20 protein-coding genes are annotated in these 20,083 nt (G+C 66.3%); 6 read left to right on the top strand and 14 right to left on the bottom strand.

Translation table 11 applies throughout. From position 1 onward, the window contains the following. A partial coding sequence (locus tag AC1DYD_RS34485) for a DDE-type integrase/transposase/recombinase (RefSeq protein WP_478175120.1) occupies positions 1–195 on the top strand: 195 nt, incomplete at its 5' end. Between the two features lie 95 nt (positions 196–290). Next, a complete protein-coding gene (locus tag AC1DYD_RS34480) occupies positions 291–560 on the top strand; it encodes a hypothetical protein (protein ID WP_478177230.1) in 270 nt (89 codons plus the stop codon). 64 nt (positions 561–624) lie between these two features. Here the strand turns inward: AC1DYD_RS34480 and AC1DYD_RS34475 are convergent, their stop codons facing one another. The 10 genes from AC1DYD_RS34475 to AC1DYD_RS34430 all read right to left on the bottom strand — a co-directional run bounded on the left by AC1DYD_RS34475 (position 625) and on the right by AC1DYD_RS34430 (position 11,036). After that, positions 625–1,941, bottom strand: a complete 1,317-nt coding sequence (locus tag AC1DYD_RS34475) for an NAD(P)/FAD-dependent oxidoreductase (protein WP_478177229.1) — start codon at positions 1,939–1,941, stop codon at positions 625–627. Positions 1,942–1,945: 4 nt separating this feature from the next. Continuing rightward, positions 1,946–3,271, bottom strand: coding sequence for a Glu/Leu/Phe/Val family dehydrogenase (locus tag AC1DYD_RS34470; protein ID WP_478177228.1), 1,326 nt, complete (start codon positions 3,269–3,271; stop codon positions 1,946–1,948). Between the two features lie 10 nt (positions 3,272–3,281). Next, on the bottom strand, positions 3,282–3,485 hold the full coding sequence (locus AC1DYD_RS34465; protein WP_478177233.1) for a hypothetical protein: 204 nt from the start codon (positions 3,483–3,485) through the stop codon (positions 3,282–3,284). A 73-nt stretch (positions 3,486–3,558) separates the two neighbouring features. Then, positions 3,559–4,875 carry a M20 family metallopeptidase gene (locus AC1DYD_RS34460; protein WP_478177227.1) on the bottom strand — a complete coding sequence of 439 codons (1,317 nt, stop codon included), beginning with the start codon at positions 4,873–4,875 and terminating at the stop codon, positions 3,559–3,561. 34 nt (positions 4,876–4,909) lie between these two features. After that, positions 4,910–5,764: a carbon-nitrogen hydrolase family protein gene (locus AC1DYD_RS34455; protein ID WP_478177226.1), complete on the bottom strand. Its 855-nt coding sequence runs from the start codon at positions 5,762–5,764 to the stop codon at positions 4,910–4,912. A 38-nt stretch (positions 5,765–5,802) separates the two neighbouring features. Next, positions 5,803–6,567: an ATP-binding cassette domain-containing protein gene (locus tag AC1DYD_RS34450; protein WP_478177225.1), complete on the bottom strand. Its 765-nt coding sequence runs from the start codon at positions 6,565–6,567 to the stop codon at positions 5,803–5,805. Next, positions 6,567–7,547, bottom strand: a complete 981-nt coding sequence (locus tag AC1DYD_RS34445; RefSeq protein ID WP_478177224.1) for an ABC transporter ATP-binding protein — start codon at positions 7,545–7,547, stop codon at positions 6,567–6,569. The genes AC1DYD_RS34450 and AC1DYD_RS34445 overlap by 1 nt, the downstream gene beginning before the upstream one ends. Continuing rightward, on the bottom strand, positions 7,544–8,398 hold the full coding sequence (locus AC1DYD_RS34440; protein ID WP_478177223.1) for an ABC transporter permease: 855 nt from the start codon (positions 8,396–8,398) through the stop codon (positions 7,544–7,546). Before AC1DYD_RS34440 ends, AC1DYD_RS34445 begins: the two co-directional genes overlap by 4 nt. Further along, positions 8,395–9,414 (bottom strand): ABC transporter permease, encoded by a 1,020-nt coding sequence (locus AC1DYD_RS34435; RefSeq protein WP_478177222.1) that lies wholly within the window; start codon positions 9,412–9,414, stop codon positions 8,395–8,397. The genes AC1DYD_RS34440 and AC1DYD_RS34435 overlap by 4 nt, the downstream gene beginning before the upstream one ends. After that, complete coding sequence (locus AC1DYD_RS34430; protein WP_478177221.1) at positions 9,414–11,036, bottom strand: ABC transporter substrate-binding protein; 1,623 nt, start codon at positions 11,034–11,036, stop codon at positions 9,414–9,416. The genes AC1DYD_RS34435 and AC1DYD_RS34430 overlap by 1 nt, the downstream gene beginning before the upstream one ends. A gap of 181 nt (positions 11,037–11,217) precedes the next feature. On the opposite strand from AC1DYD_RS34430, the gene AC1DYD_RS34425 reads away from it, so the two are divergent. Next, positions 11,218–12,648, top strand: coding sequence for an amidase (locus AC1DYD_RS34425; protein ID WP_478177220.1), 1,431 nt, complete (start codon positions 11,218–11,220; stop codon positions 12,646–12,648). Continuing rightward, positions 12,629–13,561 (top strand): MurR/RpiR family transcriptional regulator, encoded by a 933-nt coding sequence (locus AC1DYD_RS34420; protein ID WP_478177219.1) that lies wholly within the window; start codon positions 12,629–12,631, stop codon positions 13,559–13,561. The genes AC1DYD_RS34425 and AC1DYD_RS34420 overlap by 20 nt, the downstream gene beginning before the upstream one ends. Before the next feature lie 428 nt (positions 13,562–13,989). Here AC1DYD_RS34420 and pdxR read toward each other — a convergent pair whose 3' ends face one another. Together pdxR and AC1DYD_RS34410 are read right to left on the bottom strand one after the other, a co-directional pair. Continuing rightward, positions 13,990–15,450, bottom strand: a complete 1,461-nt coding sequence (pdxR, locus tag AC1DYD_RS34415) for a MocR-like pyridoxine biosynthesis transcription factor PdxR (RefSeq protein WP_478177218.1) — start codon at positions 15,448–15,450, stop codon at positions 13,990–13,992. Continuing rightward, positions 15,447–15,581 (bottom strand): hypothetical protein, encoded by a 135-nt coding sequence (locus tag AC1DYD_RS34410; protein ID WP_478177232.1) that lies wholly within the window; start codon positions 15,579–15,581, stop codon positions 15,447–15,449. Before AC1DYD_RS34410 ends, pdxR begins: the two co-directional genes overlap by 4 nt. Here AC1DYD_RS34410 and AC1DYD_RS34405 point away from each other — a divergent pair. Together AC1DYD_RS34405 and AC1DYD_RS34400 are read left to right on the top strand one after the other, a co-directional pair. Continuing rightward, positions 15,558–16,826 (top strand): 4-aminobutyrate--2-oxoglutarate transaminase, encoded by a 1,269-nt coding sequence (locus AC1DYD_RS34405; RefSeq protein ID WP_478177217.1) that lies wholly within the window; start codon positions 15,558–15,560, stop codon positions 16,824–16,826. The two genes, AC1DYD_RS34410 and AC1DYD_RS34405, sit on opposite strands and share 24 nt — an antisense overlap. Further along, the gene (locus AC1DYD_RS34400) at positions 16,823–18,289 is read left to right on the top strand and encodes an NAD-dependent succinate-semialdehyde dehydrogenase (protein WP_478177216.1); all 1,467 of its coding nucleotides are present in this window, start codon (positions 16,823–16,825) and stop codon (positions 18,287–18,289) included. Before AC1DYD_RS34405 ends, AC1DYD_RS34400 begins: the two co-directional genes overlap by 4 nt. Positions 18,290–18,485: 196 nt before the next feature. Here the strand turns inward: AC1DYD_RS34400 and AC1DYD_RS34395 are convergent, their stop codons facing one another. Next, on the bottom strand, positions 18,486–18,758 hold the full coding sequence (locus tag AC1DYD_RS34395) for a hypothetical protein (protein ID WP_478177215.1): 273 nt from the start codon (positions 18,756–18,758) through the stop codon (positions 18,486–18,488). Positions 18,759–19,315: 557 nt separating this feature from the next. Then, positions 19,316–20,080: an SDR family NAD(P)-dependent oxidoreductase gene (locus AC1DYD_RS34390; RefSeq protein WP_478177214.1), complete on the bottom strand. Its 765-nt coding sequence runs from the start codon at positions 20,078–20,080 to the stop codon at positions 19,316–19,318. Positions 20,081–20,083 lie beyond the last annotated feature (3 nt).

The following is a 20,083-nucleotide window of genomic DNA, read 5'->3' as shown; positions in this document are numbered from 1 at the left end:
AATAACGTCGTGGAGCAGGACCATCGCGCGATCAAACGTGTCGTGCGTCCCATGCTGGGGTTCAAGTCCTTTCGCTGCGCACGTATCCTGATTGCCGGCATTGAGTTGATGCACATGATCAAGAAGGGCCAACTCCACCGCGCCCAAAGCCAAGCCTCGCCCGCGGCATCGCAGTTTTATTTGCTGGCTTTCTGAGCGACACCGAGAAACCACGCTCGCTCAGGCCGGCGCTGCTATTGCGACAGAGCCGGTTGCATCAGACCAACGGCTCGTAGACGTTGGACAGCAGGATGACTTCGGTCGATGCGGCGATCGACGGATCCCAGTCCTTGATGTCGGTTTACATGGCGTACACCAACGGCTTGTCGGCCTGCGCCAGCGCGATGACCATTCGGTTCAGTGATGTCATTTGTCTCTTCCTCGTTGCCAAACACATTGCGCCGACTGCCAGTGTCGGCCCCTCCAACTGCCAGGTGGCGATCACTACCCTGATCGATCGCCCCGTTTGCGACGGCTGCCGTTCGATCTTTGTCGTCCGGGTATGTGCAGCCAATTTGTGAATCCGTTGCCGCCTCGACTATTCCCTCGTGTGCGTAACCCGTGGGGGTGCCATGCCCCAACGGCTCAATGGAGCTTCACGCGCGGGCGGGTGCGGCGCGTGAAGAAGTGCCCGAGCATGTTGAGCACGACCCGTGCCGCGCCATGCAGCACGTGCTGGTGCATCTGGTAGAGCGACAGGTACATCACCCACGCGAAGTACCCGTCCAGCCACAGCGTGCCCCCCTTCAGGCTGCCCATCAGGTTGCCCACCGTGCTGTAGCGCCCCAGCGAGACCAACGAGCCGAAGTCGCGGTAGTGCCAAGGCTTGAGCGGCCGGCCGCGCAGCCGGCGCGCCAGGGCATCGGCCACATGCGTGGCCTGCTGGTGCGCGGCTTGCGCGCGCGGCGGCACGGTAGCCGGCTCGCGGCCCAGCCATGGGCAGGCGGCACAGTCGCCAACGGCGAACACGTGCTCGTCCTGCGTGGTCTGCAGCGTCGGCAGCACCTTCAGCTGGTTCAATGCATTGGTTTCCAATCCCAGCCCGGTCAAAAATGCCGGCGCGCGGATGCCCGCGGCCCACACCACCAGCTCGGCATCGATGCGCCGGCCGTCGGCCAGCTGCACGCCCTGCCCGTCCACCGCGGCGACGCGGGCGCCGGTGTGCACGGTCACGTGCTGGGCCTGCAACTGCCGCAGGGCACCGGCCGACAGCCGCTCGGGCAGCGCCGGCAGCACACGCGGGCCGGCCTCGATGAGGTGGATGCCGATGTGCCGCGCATGGTCGAGCCGGTCGAGGCCGTAGCTGATCAGCTCGCGCATCGTGCGCTGCAGCTCGGCGGCCAGTTCCACGCCGGTGGCACCGGCGCCGATGATGGCCACCTTCAACTGCCAGGGCGCCAACGGCGAGCTCTGCGCATGGGCGCGGATGCAGGCGTTGACCAGCCGACGGTGGAAGCGCTCGGCATCGGCCGGTGTCTCCAGCGCCACCGCGTGTTCGCGCACGCCGGGCGTGCCGAAGTCGTTGGTCTGGCTGCCGACCGCGATGACCAGCGTGTCGTACGGGAACTCGCGCGCCGGCGTCACCGGCCGGCCGTGCTCATCGAGATGCGGCGCCACCTGCACGACGCGGCGGTCGCGGTCCAGCCCGGTCATCTCGCCGATGCGGTCGGTGAAGCCATGCCAGTGCGCCTGCGCCATGTAGCTCAGCTCGTGCAGGCCGAGGTTCATGCTGCCGGCGGCAATCTCGTGGAGGTGGGGCTTCCAGAAGTGGGTGCGGTTGCGGTCGATGAGCGTGACGTGGGCACAGCCGCGGCGGCCCAGGCGATTGCCCAACCGCGTCGCCAGCTCCAGGCCACCGGCGCCCCCCCCAACCACTACGATGCGATGCACGGGGCTGGCCATCGCGTCAGGGGTACAGGCCGCGTTCCTGCCGCGCCGTCAGGATGCGCGAGCAGGCCACAACGAAGGCCGCCGTGCGCAGCCCGATGCAGTGCGTGTCAGCCGTGTGCCAGATGTGCCGGAAGGCATCGAGGATGATCTTGTCCAGTCGCTGGTTGATCTCCTCCTCGGTCCAGAAGAAACTGGAAAAGTCTTGCACCCATTCGAAGTACGACACCGTGACGCCGCCGGCATTGCAGATCACGTCGGGCACCACGGTGATGCCGCGCTCGGCCAAGATGTCATCGGCCCGCGGCACGGTTGGCCCGTTGGCGCCCTCGAGCACCAGCCGCGCGGCCAAGCGCCCGGCCCGCTCCGCGGTCAATTGACCTTCCAGCGCGGCCGGAATCAGCACCTCTGTGGGTACGTCCCAGAAGGCATCGTCGCCCAGCACCTCGGCGCCCGCAAAAGCATGCACGCCGCCATGCTGTGCCACGTGGGCCTGTAGCGCCGCCACGTCCAGGCCGCCGGACTGGTATACGGTGCCGGTGTGGTCCTGCGCTGCGACGATGCGCGCGCCGGCCTGCGCGAACAGTTCAGCCGCCACGCCGCCGACATTGCCGAAGCCCTGCACCGCGACGCGCGCGCCGGCCAGCTCAATGCCCAATCGCTGCATCGCCTCGCGGCCGGTGACGAACACGCCGCGGCCGGTGGCCTTGACGCGGCCTAGCGAGCCGCCCAGGTGCAGCGGCTTGCCAGTGACCACGCCGGTGGCGGTGGCGCCTGTGTTCATCGAGTAGGTGTCCATCATCCACGCCATCACCTGTGCGTTGGTGTTGACGTCGGGCGCCGGGATGTCCTGCTGCGGCCCGATGATGATGCCGATCTCGCTGGTGTAGCGCCGCGTGATGCGCTCCAGCTCCTTGATGGACAACCCCTTCGGGTCGACGCGGATACCGCCCTTGGCGCCGCCGTACGGCAGGTTCACGGCCGCGTTCTTCACCGTCATCCAGGCCGACAGCGCCATCACCTCTTCCAGCGTCACATCGGGGTGGTAGCGCACGCCGCCCTTGCCGGGCCCGCGCGACAGGTTGTGCTGCACGCGGTAGCCCTCGAAGTGGGCCACCGCGCCGTTGTCCAGCTCGACCGGGATGTCGACGATCAGCGCACGCTTGGGGCGCTTGAGCGTCTCGGCCCAGCGCGCCAGCGGGCCGAGGTACGGCACGACGCGGTCGACCTGCGTGAGGTAAGTGCCCCAGGGGCTGACGGCCGTGGGCTGGACATAGGACAGCGTGCCTTTGACGTCGTTGGCGTCGGCGCCGGCCAGTTCGGTGGAGGTGGTGCGGTGGTTCATCGGATGCGGCTCACAGGCCCGCCAGGGCCACGTATTTGGTGACGAGGTAGTCGTCGATCAGCTCGGCGTTCTCGGCACGGGCGGCGTAGAAGGTCTGCTGCACCGCGACGCCACGCGGCGTGGCCTCGTCCTTGCGACGGCGCCAGTCGGGGCTGTTCGGCGGCACGCGGTCTGCATCGGCCGCCTGCGGGGCGGCAAGGTGGGTGGTCGACATGTAGACGCCAGTTGTTCGCCGGCGCGCGGGCAAAAAAGCGCCTGCCGGCTGCGTACCGCAGTGGTACGCCGGATCAACGAGCTCCAGAACGGTCCGCAAGCCGATTTACTCCGCACCACCTTGCAATGAACAGGGCGTAGACCGCCGTCACGCGCTGCAGGCTCTCGATCGATACCCATTCGTCGACGCCGTGAATGCTCTCGCCGGTGGGCCCGTAGCAAGTCGACGGGATCTTTCCGTAGAGGTGAAAGAACTTCACGTCGGTCGTTGCCGTGAAGGCGGTTGTTCCGGGCTGGGCCTCCAGCAGGTCCTGGTGGCACCGCATCAAGGTGGAGATCACGGGCGCTTCCATGTCAACCACGACGCCCTCGGATTGAAATCCGCCGTAGACCACCTCGTACCGGACGTTGGCGGCGCGCGGATGCCGGGCATGCGCTGCCTTCAGCAATGCTTCGATCTCGGCCTGCACCTCAACGACTGGCCGCCCCGGGTAGTAGCCGATTCGCAAGTCCGCGCGGCAATGCGTGGGCACCGATGAGGTCCACTCGCCGCCCGCCAGCCGGCCAAGGTTGAAGTTGATCGGGTGCGCATGCTCGCAGTACATCGGATGGCGCACTTCGGGCTGGTTCCACTGCCGCTCCAGGGCGCGCAGTTCGTCGACCAGGTATTGGGCGAACTCGGTCGCGGCAATGCCCTCCTGTGCACGCGACGCATGCACGGGCACGCCAAAGACTTCGATCGCCATCCACATCACGCCGATCTGGGCAGTCATGACGCATTCCTGGCTAGGCTCCGGGATCAGTGCCGCATCCGCCGTGTAGCCGGCGACCAGGCAGGCCAGCGCACCGTTGCCGGTGCACTCCTCCTCGATTACAGACTGCAGGTAGAGCGGCGCTGCCGGTTCGAAGCCAAGCTGGAGCAACGCCTTGAACGCCATCGTGTAGGCGACGATGCCCGCCTTCATGTCGGCAGCACCACGCCCGTAGACGCGATCGCCGACAATGCGCGGCTCGAAGGGCGGCGTCGCCCACAGCTGCGGATGGCCGATCGGCACCACGTCGATGTGTCCGTTCAGGATCAGCGAGCGACCGGTTGTGGCGCCACGCGGTCTGTGCACGCCCACCACGTTGCGTCGGCCGTGGTATGAAATGAGCGAAGGCGAGTAGCCCGGATGCTGCTGGATCTTCGATTCATCGATCTCGAACTCATCGACCTTCAGCCCGAGTTGGCCAAACTTGCGCGCCATCACGGCCTGCGCCGGGGCTTCATCCCCCAGCAGCGACGCATGCGCCACCAGTTCGCACAGCATGTCGACGCACTCCCCTTTCAAACTGCGGACGGCGCCCAGGATCTGCTGTTCATTCAAGGTGCTTGAGGTCAAGGTGCTCATTGTGTTCCTCCATCGCGCTGGCGCGCATTCACAATTACTCGCCGCGCGCCGGCAGCGTCAGCGGTCCCAACTCCCGCAAGCTTTGCGAATCGGCCGGCGGGTTCGCGTAGCACGGGTAATCGACGCGCGTATCGCGAAAGGACTTCAGCATCTGGCCCAGCCCGTTGATCCCGCGCCTGCGGGACGCGCGGACCCGCTCCAGGACGAGCGTCACCGGAATGACCTCGTTGTGCTCGCCGGCCTGGTGGATGACCTCGCCTTCGGGCCCGACAATGATCGAGCGGCCGTTGCCAAGCTCCCCCGCATTGTTGATGTCCACAAAGTAGCACTGGTTCACGATGGCGTTCGCCTGCGCCAGCACAAGCTCCTGGGCACGATCGGTGGTGCTGGTGAGCGTGGGATGCAGGATGACTTCCGCCCCTTTCCACGCGAGAGCTCGGGCCACTTCCGGAAACCATTGGTCGTAGCAGATCGACAGGCCGAAGCGCCCGACCTCCGGGACGTCGAACACCACGCATTCCCTGCCATGGGTGACGCCGGCTTCGTAAGGCAGAAACGGATAGATCTTGCGATAGCGGGCAACGGTGATGCCCGCTGGGTCGATCGCGATGGCGGTGTTGTAGATGCGGTCACCTTCCCGTTCGTACAGCGATCCGGGCACGAGCCAGATGCCGAGCTTTCGGGCGAGCGCCTGATAACGCGCCTCGGTCGGTCCCGGCAATGGCTCGGCGCTGCCGAGCGCCGAGCCGAACGAGGCAAGTTCAGGCAACAGGACCATCTGCACCCATGGAAAGCGCTTCACCGTCGACGCGATTTCGTGCTCGATGCGGTCTCGATTGTCCCCGGGCGCCAGGGCGATTTGCAGGCCAGCGATAGAGAAAGGCTTCAAACAGGGTCTCCAGGAATCGACTCGCGCGGTCGGGGTCGTCAGACGATCGAATCGTGCAGCGCACGGCTGTACGGGTGCTCAGGACGGGTATAGAACTGCTGCGCGGAAGCGACTTCCACCAAGTCGCCGGCGCGCATGACCGCGATCCGGTGCGAGACGTAGCGGGTCGCCGCGAGATCGTGCGAAATGAACAGTGCGGCGAAGCGGTGCTGCTGTTGCAGGCCGCGGATCAGATTCAGGATCTGGCTCTGCACCGAGACGTCGAGCGCGCTCACTGCCTCGTCGAACACGATAAACCGTGGGCTCGTGATCAGCGCCCGTGCGATCGCCATGCGCTGGCGCTGCCCGCCCGACAGCTCGCCCGGGTAGCGGGCAGCGAGCTCGCCGTCGAGGCCGACCTCGGCGAGCATGGCGGCGACCCGGCGCTGTCGCTCGGCGCGGTCGCCGAGTTTCTGGATCAGCAACGGCTCGGAAATCGAGGCGCCGCAGCGCAGGCGAGGGTTCAACGCCCACTCCGGATGCTGGAAGACCACCGACAGCGCGCCCTGCCGCCGCACGACGGGATCGAACGGCTTGCCTTCGAACAGAAAAGTCCCGAAGGTGGGCCGCACGAGACCGAGCATGATCCTCCCCAGCGTTGTCTTGCCCGATCCGGATTCGCCGACCAGGCCGACCGTTTCGCCCGGGGCGATGTCGAGGTCGACCCGATTGACGGCGGGTACGGCGATGCGGTGCCAAGGCGGACCCTTGCGGTAGGTGACACCGAGTCCGCGCAACTGGATGGTAGGTTGGGCGGTGACCATCACGTCGCTTCCAAGGTCTCGGCAGGAACAGCGTTGCCGTCGAGCGCAAAGTGGCACGCGACGACCCGTCCTTGCAGGTTGACATCAGCCGGGCGCTGGCTGTGACAGATCGGCTGCGCATGCGCGCAGCGCGCCGCGAATGCGCAATTGGTTGATCGCTGGTGCAGCACGGGCGGCACTCCGGGAATAGGTTGAAGCTGGCCACCGGGGCCTTCGTTACCGGCCGCAGCCCGCACCAACGCCTGCGTGTAGGGGTGACGGGGCGCGGCGAAGACCTGGCGGCTCTCGCCTGCCTCAACGACGCGGCCGCCATACATGACGAGGATGCGCGCGCAGCGCCGGGCGACCATCCGCAAATCGTGGCTCATGATCACCAAGCTGGCGCCAGTGTCGCGGCCGAGCGCCATAAGCAAGTCGAGTATCGCGCCTGTAATGGAGGCATCAAGGGACGCGGTCGGTTCGTCGGCGATCACGACCGCGGGGTTGCGCGCGATCGCCAGGGCGATCACCACCCGCTGCGCCATCCCGCCGGACAATTCGTGTGGGAAGCAGGCCGCAACCCTGGCGGGATCGCTCAGGCTCGCTTTCGCGAGCAGTTCGACGATGCGGGCCGACCCGGCAGGCAAGTTCAGCGCGAGGGCGATCTGGCGGCCAATGCGCATCGTCGGGTCCAGTGCCAACATCGGGTTTTGGAACACGAACCCGAGCCGGTCGCGTCGGACGGCGCGCAGTTGCGCGTCCGTGCAGCGCAGAATCGAATGGCCTTCGACCAAGACGTCGCCGCCGTCGAAAGATGCATTCGGAGCCAGCAAGCGGCCGATGGTCATGCCGAGTGTGGACTTGCCTGACCCACTTTCCCCGACGATGCCGATCGTCTCGTCGGCGGCGATCGCAAGGCTCACGCCATCGAGTGCGAAAATCGACCTGTCGCGCGACGCGTACGACACTACGAGATCCCGGATTTCAACTCGTTTCGTCATGTCAGTGGCCTCCCACGCAGGGGCTCCAAACCATCCCGGATAGCGTCGCCAAGTAAGTTGACGGATGCGATCGCTAACGCCAGCACGACGCCGGGGATCAATACCAGCCATGGCGCCACCGTGAGGTAGACGCTCCCGAGCCGGAGCAGCGAGCCGAGCGACGCGCTCGGCGGTTGCACGCCCAGCCCGAGGAAGCTCAGTCCACTCTCGATCAGCATGCCGACCGACAGCGCGTAGGTCAGCTGGACGATGGCTGCGCCCATGACGTTCGGCAGGATGTGCACCACCATCACGCGCATCGTCGACGCGCCGGCGATGACCGACGAGACGACGAATTCGCGCTCCCCTACTGTGAGCGACACTGAACGAATCACGCGAATGAACAACGGCAGCGTCGCCGTGGAGATCACGACGATGGCAGATGTGCTGCCCGGGCCAATCACGGCGGCGGCGAGCAACCCGAACAGCAGCGCCGGAAAGGCGAACAGCACGTCCGCGCAGCGCGCGATCACACTGTCGACGGCCCCGCCCAGGTAGCCGGCGGCGATACCCAGGAAAGCGCCGATGACTGCGGTGATGACCACCGCGATCGAGGACAGCAGGAAGGTCGCACCAATGCCTTCGACCACGCGTGGCAGATAGTCCCGGCCGAGTTCGTCGGTGCCGAAGAGGAACTGTGCGGTCGGCGCGCCGAGCCGTACACCCGCGCCGATCGCCGTCGGATCCCGAAGCGGCAGGTGGGGGCCGAAGACGCCGAGAAACAGGAACAGCGCGAGCAGGCACGCACCGAGCAGGCCGAGCCGGTCACCCCCCAGGACGCGCAGCGCAGCGCGGCTAGACAGTAGCTTCACGTGCTGGCCCTCTTGGCGCCAATGCGTGGGTCGATCAGCGCATACGCCACGTCCGCGAGCATGTTGAGCGAGATGAAGGCAAATGACGCCACCAGCACACCAGCCTGCACCACCGCGTAGTCGCGGCTCTCGAGCGAACTGAAGATGTAGTACCCGACACCGGGGATCGAGAACAGGATCTCGGCGATGATCGCGCCACCGAGCAGGAAGCCGAAATAGGTAGCAGTCACGGTGACGATCGGGATAGCCGCGTTGCGCAGGATGTGGTGCCGCACGATCTGGTTCGGCGTCTCGCCACGGGCCACCGCTGCCAGAATATGTCCCTCGGTCATCACCCTCAGGACCGCATCCCGGGTGGTCCGCAGGATGAGGGCGATGCCGAAGATGCTGAGGGAAGCGGTGGGCAGCACGACGGATCGCAGGTTTTCCCAGGGGTCCTGCAACAGCGGAACGAAGCCGCCTACCTTCAGGCCCAGCGACCAGCGCGAGAATAGGAAGATCAGAGCGCTGCCGAGCACGAACTCGGGCACGCTGGCGCCGAGTGCACCCACCAGCCGCCCCGCCCCCCCTGTTCCGCTGGCACTCGATCGAATCCCGCTGGCGATCCCGAGCGGAAAGCCGATGCCAAGCGCGAACGCCAGCGTCAGCACTGCGATTTCTGCCGTGACTGGCAGCCGACGGAGCAGCTCGTCGATCACGGGGCTCTTGTTCACCATTGAAACGCCGAAGTCGCCGCGCATCAGCGCCGTGAGCCACTTGAGGAACTGGATGGGCACAGGCTGATCGAGTCCGTACTTCGCGCCGATCATCGCGCGCGCCTCCGGCGTGGCGAAGGGCCCGAGAAGGATATCGGCGTAGCCGCCGGGCAGCAGGCGAAGCGCGACGAAGACCATCAGAGCGACTCCGAGCATCGTGATCACCGCGATCCCGAGCCTCGGGGCAAGGAAGGGAATCAGACGCGCGCTCACTGCTCGAACGCGAGCAAGCTGCCGATTCCGTTGGTGTGCTGGCGCCATCATCGCTTCGAGCCGAACTCGGCCACATACTGGAACGTGTTCGAGGAGCCTGACACCGGGTCGAGCCGGATGTCCATGGTGTCGCCTCGATGCACGATGAAGTCCACCTTGGTGACCAGCGCGAGGATGTTCGCTCCATCGTCGATCATGCGGCACACCTCGGCCAGCTGGGCGTCGCGCTCGGCGCCTTCAGGGGCACTCTTCGTCTTGTCGAGCAAGTCGGCCAGCGCCGGGACGTATTCTTGGAACACCGTATTCCAGACCGCATACTTCGGGTTCCACCAGGCCACAACCATGCTCGGGTCGCTGTATCCGGCCAGCCACGACAGGGAGGCATCGAACTCACCCTTGTTGAAGGTCTTGTTGAGGTATTCGGCCGCGGGCATCTGCTGGATCTTGATGTTGATGCCGACCTGCCTCACGTTCTGCTGGATCACCTGCGCAATTCGCGCGTAGATCGGGTCTGCGGTTGAGGCGATCACCTCGACATCCACGCTTTGCTTGCCGGCCGCGGCCATCAGCTTCTTCGCCTTGTCCAGCCGCTCCGCGCGCGGCAGCCGGTAGGTGTCGACGTCCCTGCACGCGTTCTTGCCGAAGGCGCTGGGTACCGGGTAGTCGGGTTTCGAGGCGCCTGCAAACACGATGTTCGCGATCGCATCGCGGTCGATCGCCAGATTCATCGCTTGGCGAACCCGCTTGTCTTTGAAGGCCGACTTGTCCGACAGCGCGTTGATGTCGAGGCGGTAGTAATTACTCGTCGCCTGTGTGTCGACGACCAGGCGCTTGTCACCGGCCACAAGGCGGCCGATGTCCGGATTGGAAAACGTCGAGTAGTCGATCCGACCGTCTCGCAACGCTGCCACGCGCGCCGCGTCGTCCGGGATGATCAGCACATTGAGTGTGTCGACCTTCGGATAGCCCTTGCGCCAGTAGTACGGGTTGCGCACCAGGGTCCAACTTTCCTTGGGCTTGTAGGCGCTGACCATGAACGGGCCGGAGCCCATGAGCTGCTTGGACGGATCGTAGCTGCCGTCCTTCAGCTCCTTGATCGGGATGATCGCCGCCGTGATGTGCGCAAGTGCCGGCAGGAAGGCAGTGTGCGGTTTTTCAAGCTCCACGCGGACAGTGCGCTCGTCGGGCGCGGACATCGACTTGATGACGCCAAATTGGCGGGACCAGTACGACGAGATCTTACCGCTCGCCTTCTTCTTGTCCTCTTCGGTCTTCGCCGCCGCCACGCCGGCCGCATTCGTCTCCAAGCCCGTGATGCGCTCAAGGCTGCCGATCACGTCGGCCGCGACAACCGGACGGCCGTTGGACCATTTCGCGTCCCCGCGCAGCGTGAGCGTATAGCTGGTCGGCGATATCTGCTTCCAGCTCTCGGCCAGCCCAGGACGAAGCCTCATGTCCTTGTCAGTCGTGAGTAGCGTCTCATAAACCATCTCGTATATCTGCCACGAGTTGACGGTGCCCGCGACGTGGACGTCCATGCTGTCCACGTCGCCGCCGGCGCCCCAGCTAAGCGCCTTTTGCGCCAGCACCGTGCAGGGGGCGAAGAGGATGGCGGCGGCGATCAAGGTCGCCGCGCCGCGCTTGCCACAGGCGAGCAGATGAATCTTCATGGGGAACACTCCTTTTAGCAGGTCGCCGGGTTCGCGCCAGCGCGCGGTTCGACTGTCATGTCAGTGCCGTGCGATTATGTTAGCGACATATCTTTATGTCAACAGGTGTTGTTTGAATAACATGCCGCTGCCGACAGGCGCATACTGGCTGCCTACGCGCGCCGCGCGAGAGGATGATTACGTGCTGACTTTTGACGAGTACCGCAGCCACGATGCGATCGGCCTGGCCGAACGGGTGGCCAGGGGCGACATCACCCCCGACGAATTACTGCAAACGGCCATCGATCGCGCCGAATCAGTAAACCCGCTGATCGGCGCCCTGTCCCAGACGCATTACGATCTGGCACGCGCGGCGATCCGAAACGGGCTGCCGGACGGCCCGTTCAGGGGCGTTCCGTTCCTGCTGAAGGACATCTCCGTGCAGCTCGCCGGGACGACGACGAGCAATTGCAGTAAGCTTTTCGCCGACAGCGTGGCGCCTGCGGACTCGACGCTGGTCGAGCGCTACAAGCGGGCGGGCCTCGTGATCTTCGGCAAGACCAACACCCCGGAAATGGGCCTTGCCGCTTCCACCGAGACTGCGCTCCATGGGATTACGCGGAATCCGTGGAATCACGAGCACACCTCGGGGGGATCATCGGGCGGTGCCGGCGCCGCGGTCGCTGTCGGCATCGTGCCGGCAGCCCAGGGCAGCGACGGCGGCGGCTCGATCCGCATCCCGGCGTCTTGCTGCGGCCTGTTCGGGCTGAAGCCGACCCGTGCCCGCACGCCGCTGGGCCCGGTGATTGGTGAAAGCTGGGGCAGCATGGGCGTCGCTCACGTCCTCACGCGAAGCGTGCGTGATAGTGCCGCACTGCTGGACGCGACCCAGGGCGCCGCGCCAGGCGACCCTTATGCCGCCCCTCCGGTCGCGCGCAAGTACCTCAGCGAGGTCGGGGCCGACCCGGGCCGGCTGCGCGTGGCACTGCAACTGGCACCGCTCTCCGGCTCCCCGGTGGACGCGGAGTGCATTGGTGCGGCCCGCAGCGCCGCGCAGTTGGTCTCGAGCCTCGGGCACATCGTCGAGGAGGCACAACTGCCCGGGAACATGGAAGAGCTGGGAACCGCTTCCTGGGCGCTGGTAGCCACCGGCGTGAGCGGCGCCCTGCATCGGCGGGCGGCGGTGCTGGGACGCGCACTGCGCGAGGACGATGTCGAACCCGTGACGTGGCGCGCAGTTCGCCATGCAGCCACGCTCTCCGCGCTGGACCATGCCGACGCGCTGCTCAGGATCCACCAGCACGGCCGCCGCATGGCGGCGTTCCACGAGCGCTACGACATCGTGCTCAGTCCGACCCTGGGGCAGGTCGCCGTGCCACTCGGCCCGCTGAGCATGAGCAATCCCGACCTCGACGCGTACACTCGGACGCATATGCGTTTTACCCCGTTCTGCAATCTCTTCAACATGAGCGGCGCGCCCAGCATGTCGGTGCCGCTGCACTGGAGCCTGGACGGCTTGCCGGTGGGTGTAATGTTCAGCGCGGCGTTCGGTCGGGAAGACCTGCTGTTTCGACTCGCCGGCCAGCTGGAACAGGCGCAGCCTTGGTTCGACCATGTCCCCGCGCCAGTCTGATCGGAGCGCGAGCAGCGCCGCGAAGACGGCCGCGAAACGGCCGGCGCGCGGGGGTGGCGTAGGCGCGACGCTCAGCGACCGCATAGCCGGGGCCTACCCGGACATGACACCTTCGTCCCGCAGGATCGCAAGCTTCATGCTGGCCAACGAGCACCTGCTGCCGTTCGAACACGCTGCTGCGATTGCGGACAAGGTGGGCGTCAGCGCGATGACAGTCAGCCGGTTCCTGCGCTCGCTCGGGTATCGAGGGTTTGATCAACTGAAGAACGAATTGCGCGGCACTGCCACCACTCCCAGCCTGCTGGTCAGCGACCGGCTCGACCGCATCCGCGGCAACGACCGCGATGGTGTCGCGCTGCACGACAACCTCCAGCTCGAAGTGAACGCACTGATCGCGGTGTACGAGCAGGTCGGCACACCATTGTGGAACCAGACCGTCGCGCGGCTCGCCACGAGCGACCAGGTGTTCGTCGCGGGCTTCCAGACCTTGGGCGGCCTTGCCGCCGATTTCGCGGCACGGTTGCAGTACTTGCGCCCCGGGGTCGGTATGCTCGATGGCCGCGACGGCACCTTCGCGGAGTTGTTCGCTGGCAGCGCGAAACGTCCATGCCTGGTGCTGTTCGAAATGCGTCGCTACACAAAGTTCAGCCAGTTGCTGGGGCAGCAGTGCCGCCAGCAGGGTGTCCCGCTCGTGATAATTTGCGACACCCACTGCCACTGGGCTCGCGACTGCACCGACGCGGTCTTCACCGTCAATACCGAGAGCAACCTGTTCTGGGACGCGCAGGCGCCTTACTTGAGCCTCACCAATTTGATGCTCGACCAGGTGGCCTGCAAGCTAAAGGACCGCACCGCCGGCCGGCTGAAGGCTCTTCGCGCGTTGCAGGACTCGTTCGGCATGTTCGTCGACTGATTCGCGCGCGGTGAACGCCACGCGGGCTTGAGTTGGGTTTTTTCGAACCGCTGATCGCGGGGAAGTTCGACTTTCATGCGATCAACCCGCAAGCCCCGCAACCCATTTGAAATTCAACAGAGCCCCAAAATCTTGTCGTAGGAAATTTGGTTGCCGCCGGCCAGCTTGTCGTTCATCACCACCATGACATGGAGAAATTCAGAGCCCTTGACGACCTGGTGGGTGGCAAGCACAGAGTTCTCCGCAAGGTAGGTGCGGTACTTTTGGAGTTGATTCCAAATCAGGTCCCCGACGAGCAGTGCCCGGTCATTGAGAAGGTGACTTGCTATTCAGAAGTTCCCACAGCCAGATCGCAACCCTCGTTGAGCGTCAGGGAAAAGCGCCAACTACGGATTTGGGATCGGGCAATTTCGTGACGTACCTTTCATTCAGCGCAAGCATCCCAGCAGCAACTCGAACGCCGGCGCAATGTGCTCCTCCTGCACGCAGGCGTATCCCAACAGCAGGCCGCGGTGCGTGCCCCCTCGCGCGTAGTAACGCGACAGCGGCCGCGTTAGGACGCCGCGCTGTTGCGCCTGCTGCGTGACGGCCACGTCATCGCTGCCGTCGGGCAGGCGCAGCACCAGGTGCAGCCCCGCATTGCTCGACTGCGCATCAAGGTAGGCCGGCCCGAGCCGCTCGCCGATGAGTCCGGCCAGCAGCGCGCGCCGCCGCGCATACAGCACCCGCATGCGCCGGATGTGAGCGGCGTAGTGACCTTGGTCGATCAGTTCGGCCAGCGCAGCCTGCGTGATTGCGTGCCCCTCGCGGTAGAGATCGGCATGGGCGGTGCGAAACGGCTCGGCCAGCGCCCGAGGCAGCACCATATAGCCCACGCGCAGGCCGGGGAACAGCGTCTTGCTGAAGGTCCCGACGTAGATCACTGGGCTCTCGGCCTCCAGCCCCTGCATCGCGGGAATCGGACGGCCGGCGAAACGGAACTCGCTGTCGTAGTCGTCCTCCACGATCCAGCTGCCCGATGCGCGCGCGAAGTCCAGCAACTCGCGCCGCCGCGCTAGGCTCATGACCGAACCCAGCGGGTACTGGTGCGACGGCGTGACGAAGATCAGCCGCGGCGGCTGCCCCCCCCGCGGCCAGGCAGCAGACCCCGCCTCGACGCGCAGCGGCCGCACGCGTGCTGAGCCCATCTGCAGCACTTTGTGGAAGCCCCAATAGCCCGGCTCCTCGACCCACACGGTGTCCCGTGGGTCGACCAGGATGCGCAGGGTCATGTCGATCGCCTGGTGCACACCTTCGGTCACCAGCACCTGGTCTGGATCGCAGCGCACCGAGCGTGCCACGCGCAGGTGCTCGGCAATGGCGGCACGCAGCGCCGGATGGCCGCCGCCATGCGAATAGGTCAGCAGCTCCGGAGCCGGTGCGCGCCACAGTCGCGTGAGTATGCGACTGAAGGTGCGGTGCGGGAACTGCGTCACGTCGGGCACACCGGGCATGAAGGCTCCCCATTGCTGCGGAGCCGCCGAGGCGTTGGCCAGCAGCGCCTGCGCGCGCTTCGCCAGGCGCACCGGTGAGCTGGCGGCGGGCTCGGTGCTGCGTGCGAGGCCCGCGCTGAGGAGGCTGTCTGGCGTGGTCTCGGCGACGAAGGTGCCGCTGCCGACGCGCGAATGCAGGTAGCCCTCGGCCTGCAGCTGCGCATAGGCGTGCAGCACGGTGTTGCGCGACATGCCAGTCTCCCGCGCGAGGTCGCGCGAAGCCGGCAGCGCACTCGACGGCGGCAGGCTGCCGTCGAGGATCGCCTCGCGCAGGCAGTCGTAGAGCCGGCGGTTCAGCGCGGTGCGGACGTCGGCCGCGAGGCGCTGCAGCACCAGGTCGGCGCAGATCGATTTCATACTTGGCTCTTTGAATTGGCACCACCAAACAAACGAAAGTGGATCTTTCCATTGGTGCCAATCCGACATTCAATCAGATCTTCGGCAATCACTCCACTTTCTTGACCATGACCACCAACAGTGAACTCCATGACCGACGCCTTGCAGCTACGCCGCGTGGTGTCGGTGTGATGTGCGACTTTTTCGCCCAACGAGCCGAGAACGCCAGCCTCTGGGACGTCGAAGGCCGCGAGTTCATCGACTTCGCAGCTGGCATCGCCGTGCTCAACACCGGACACCGACATCCGCGCGTCGAGGCCGCCATCTCTGCGCAACTGGCGCGCTTCACCCATACGGCTTACCAGATCGTCCCCTATGAGAGCGTCGTTACCCTGGCCGAGCGGCTGAACAAGCTGGCGCCGATCAGCGGTCCGGTGAAAACGGCCTTCTTCACGACGGGCGCCGAGGCGGTCGAGAACGCCATCAAGATCGCCCGCGCCCACACGGGGCGGCCGGGCGTGATCGCCTTCGGCGGCGGCTTCCATGGCCGCACGCTGATGGGCCTGGCGCTGACCGGCAAGGTGGCGCCGTACAAGGTCGGCTTCGGCCCGTTCCCGGGCGACGTGTTCCACGTGCCGTTCCCGAGCACGCAGCAGGGCGTGACCGCGGCCGACTCGCTGGCCGCCATCGCGCAGCTGTTCAAGACCGACATCGACCCGCAGCGCGTGGCGGCGATCATCATCGAGCCGGTGCAGGGCGAGGGTGGCTTCAATGTCGCGCCAACAGAGCTCATGAAGGGCCTGCGCGCGCTCTGCGATGCGCACGGCATCGTGATGATTGCCGATGAGATTCAGACCGGCTTTGGCCGGACCGGGAAGCTGTTCTCGATGCTGCACCACGGCGTCGAGCCCGACCTGATCACCATGGCCAAGAGCCTTGCCGGCGGCATGCCCCTCTCGGCAGTCGCCGGCCGCGCGGCGATCATGGACGCGCCCGCGCCAGGAGGCCTGGGCGGCACCTACGCGGGCAATCCGCTGGCGGTGGCTTCGGCCCATGCGGTGCTCGACGTGATCGAGGACGAACAGCTCTGCGGCCGCGCCGACGCGCTCGGCCGTCGGCTGGTGGCGCGTCTGCTGGCGGCGAAGGAATCGAACCAGGGCATTTCCGATGTGCGCGCGCAGGGTGCCATGGTCGCGATCGAACTGTGCGACCCCGCGACTGGCGGGCCCGATCCCGAGGCCGTGCGGCGCGTGCAGGCACGCGCGCTGGCGCAGGGCCTGTTGCTTCTGAGCTGCGGCATGCACGGCAACGTGATCCGCTTTCTGTTTCCGCTGACCATTCCCGATGCGCTGTTCGAGCGTGCGCTGACGATCCTCGATGGCGCGTTGCAGGCATGAGCAGCTTGCGCGACCTCGGGCTCAGCCGCCCGCAACTGCTAAAGAACGCCTGCCTGATCGATGGCCAGTGGGTGGCCGCTGACGACGAACGCACCCTGGAGGTTCGCGATCCCGCTACTGGAGACTTGGTCGGCTTGGTGCCGAACATGGGCCGCGACGAAGCCGAGCGCGCCATCGCCGGCGCCGAGGCCGCGCTGCCGGCCTGGCGCGCACGCACGGCGCGCGACCGGGCTGCGATCATGCGCCGCTGGGCCGATCTGATGCTGGCGCACCAGGAGGACCTGGCGCGCCTGATGACCCTCGAGCAGGGCAAGCCGCTGGCCGAGGCGCGCGGCGAGATCGCCTATGCCGCGTCGTTCATCGAATGGTTCGGCGAGGAGGGCAAGCGCGTCGACGGCGAGGTGCTGCAGGGGCAGCGCCACGGCCAGCGCATGTTGGTACTGAAGCAGCCGATCGGCGTCTGCGCGGCGATCACGCCCTGGAACTTCCCGGCCGCGATGATCACGCGCAAGGTCGGCCCGGCGCTCGCGGCCGGCTGCACCATCGTCGTCAAGCCGTCCGAGCTGACGCCGCTCAGCGCGTTCGCCCTCGGCGTGCTGGCGCAGGAGGCGGGCATTCCGCCCGGCGTGCTGCAGATCCTGGTCGGCGATGCCGCCGCGATCGGCTCGGCGCTGTGCGAGAGCGACGCGGTGCGCAAGCTCAGCTTCACCGGCTCGACGGGCGTCGGCCGGCTGCTGATGAAGCAGTGCGCGCCGACCATCAAGAAGCTGTCGCTGGAGCTCGGCGGCAATGCGCCGCTGATCGTCTTCGACGACGCCGACCTGGACCGCGCGGTCGACGGCATCATGGCCTCGAAGTTCCGCAACATGGGCCAGACCTGCGTGTGTGCCAACCGAATCTACGTGCAAGCCGGCGTCTATGACGAGCTGGCTCGCCGGCTCGTGAAGGCTGTCGAGGCGCTGCGCCTAGGCAATGGCCTGGAGCCTGGCGTCACGCAAGGCCCATTGATCGACGGGCGCGCCATCACCAAGGTGCGCCAGCACATCGACGATGCGCTGACCCAGGGCGCCAAATTGCAGACCGGCGGCAGTGGCCATTCGCTCGGCGGAAACTTCTTCAAGCCCACGGTGCTGACCGGCATGACTCAGTCGATGCGAATCGCGCGAGAGGAGATCTTCGGGCCGGTGGCGCCGCTGTTCCGCTTCGAGACCGAGGATGGCGCCATCGCGATGGCCAATGCCACTGTGTTCGGACTCGCCGCCTATGTCTTCACCGAAGACAGGCGCCGCATCCGGCGCGTCAGCGAAGCGCTCGAGACCGGCATGGTGGGCGTCAACACCGGGCTGATCTCGAACGAGGTCGCACCGTTCGGCGGCGTGAAGCAGTCGGGTCTGGGCCGCGAAGGCTCGCGGCATGGCATCGAGGACTACCTCGAACTCAAGTATGTGTGTCTTCAGGATTGACCCGTGCTCCCACAAATGACGGTGCGTGCGAAGAGGACCGGTGTCCCGGGCAACCAGTGATACACATAGTGCAATTGACCCCACTGGTGAGCATCGACTCCACCGTCATTGACCTGAGCCTGTCCATGTACGCCTGGGCCAAGTAGCAGCGTAGCAAGGGCGCCGTGAAGCTGCACCTGGTTCTCGACCACGACAGTTACCTGCCGTGCCTCGGCGTGGTCACCGACGGCAAGGTGCAGACGTGAAGGTTGCCAAGTTGACTGACTTCGGCGCCGGCACCATCGTGGTGGACAATCGGGGCGTCTTCTTTGTGACACGTATGAAGAGAGATGCCTTCTACGAGGTCGTCCAGGAGCTCGAGCCGCCGCAAAACCGCACCATCGTGCGCGACCAGCCGCATCGACTCTTCCAATGCCATGCGGGCCTTGACCGGATCGGCCTTGAGGATTGCGAACTGCTCCGGAATCAAGGCTCTCTCGTTGCATGTTCGCGTTGTACCAATCTGCGAAGAGGTCGGCGCGGCGCTGCGTCTCCTCCTAGCGCGCATTGCGCGGCCCTTGGCCGTCGAAGGTCCGCTCGCCCAGCAGGAACAGGTTGGCGCGCCGTTCCGGCGAGTGCCATAGCCTGGGCGCATTCGGAAAAGGACATAGGCCTCCGCCAAGTCCTGCACGCCGTCGAACGTGCCCTGTGCGGCGACAGGATCAGTTGGACGGCCGTGTGCACCTGCGTGTGGCGCGGCGGATCGACTTCGACGATCGGGCTGGGCGCACGCCAGGCGTCCGGCTTGCGGTTGTCGGCCAGGCCCGAACCGCCTTCGGAGGAGAAGGTCTGCGAGCCCTTCTGCGCCGGCTGGACGTTGCGATGGCGGCCCATCACGTAGACGCCGTACCGCGAGAGGAACCTGACGGGGCCGGGCTGCCGCACCTAGGCGTGCATCCCGAAAGGCGTTTCGAGCACGCTGTCTTCGTAGGGGTCGCCGTCGATCGAGGGGATGGGTGTGGGATGCGAGCTCATCGCCTTTCCTGCTCAGGCGATGCGGCCGCCGTCCACCGGCAGCGCGATGCCGGTGGTGAAGCCGGCCTCGTCCCCGAGCAGATAGAGCACCGCCGCGGCGATCTCCTCTGGTTCGCCGAAGCGGCCGCTCGGTATGCGCGAAAGCATGGTCTGCGCACGGACCGCCCGGGCATCGCTGTCCCCTGCCTGCGCAAAGCTCGCGTCGGTCATCGGCCCGTTGATGGTCCCGGGGCAGACGCAGTTCACGCGGATCTTCTCCGCCGCATGGTTGAGCGCGAGACTGCGCGTGAGCATCGTGACCGCGCCCTTGGACGCCGAGTACGCGGAGAGAAAGGGCGAGCCGATCAGGCCCGCGGTCGACGAGAACAGCACGATCGAGCCGCGGCCGATCTCCCGCATCTGGGGCACGAAAGCGCGCGCGGCGAGCCACGGGCCCTTCGCGTTGACCGCGAACAGCCGATCCCACTCGGCCTCCTCGATCTCGATGGCCGGCTTGGCCGGGCCGAGGATGCCGGCGGCGGCGGCCAGCAGCTCGACCGGGCCGAGCTCGCGGCGCGCGGTCTCGGCGGCGCGCGCGACGTCGTCGGCTGACGAGGCATCGCCCACGACGCTCACCGAGCCGGCACACCGCGCGGCGGTCGATGCCAGGCCGGCCGCGTCGCGATCGAACAGGAGCACGCGTGCGCCCTGCCCGGCAAGCGCCAGCGCGGTGGCTTTTCCGAGGCCGCTCGCGGCCCCGGTCACGGCCGCCACGCGGCCTTCGAAACGTTGGGTCATCGA

The organism is Variovorax sp. P4_B11 (assembly GCF_056402355.1).
The sequence above is the reverse complement of the archived record's forward strand: the minus strand, read 5'-3'. Positions and strand labels throughout refer to the sequence as shown.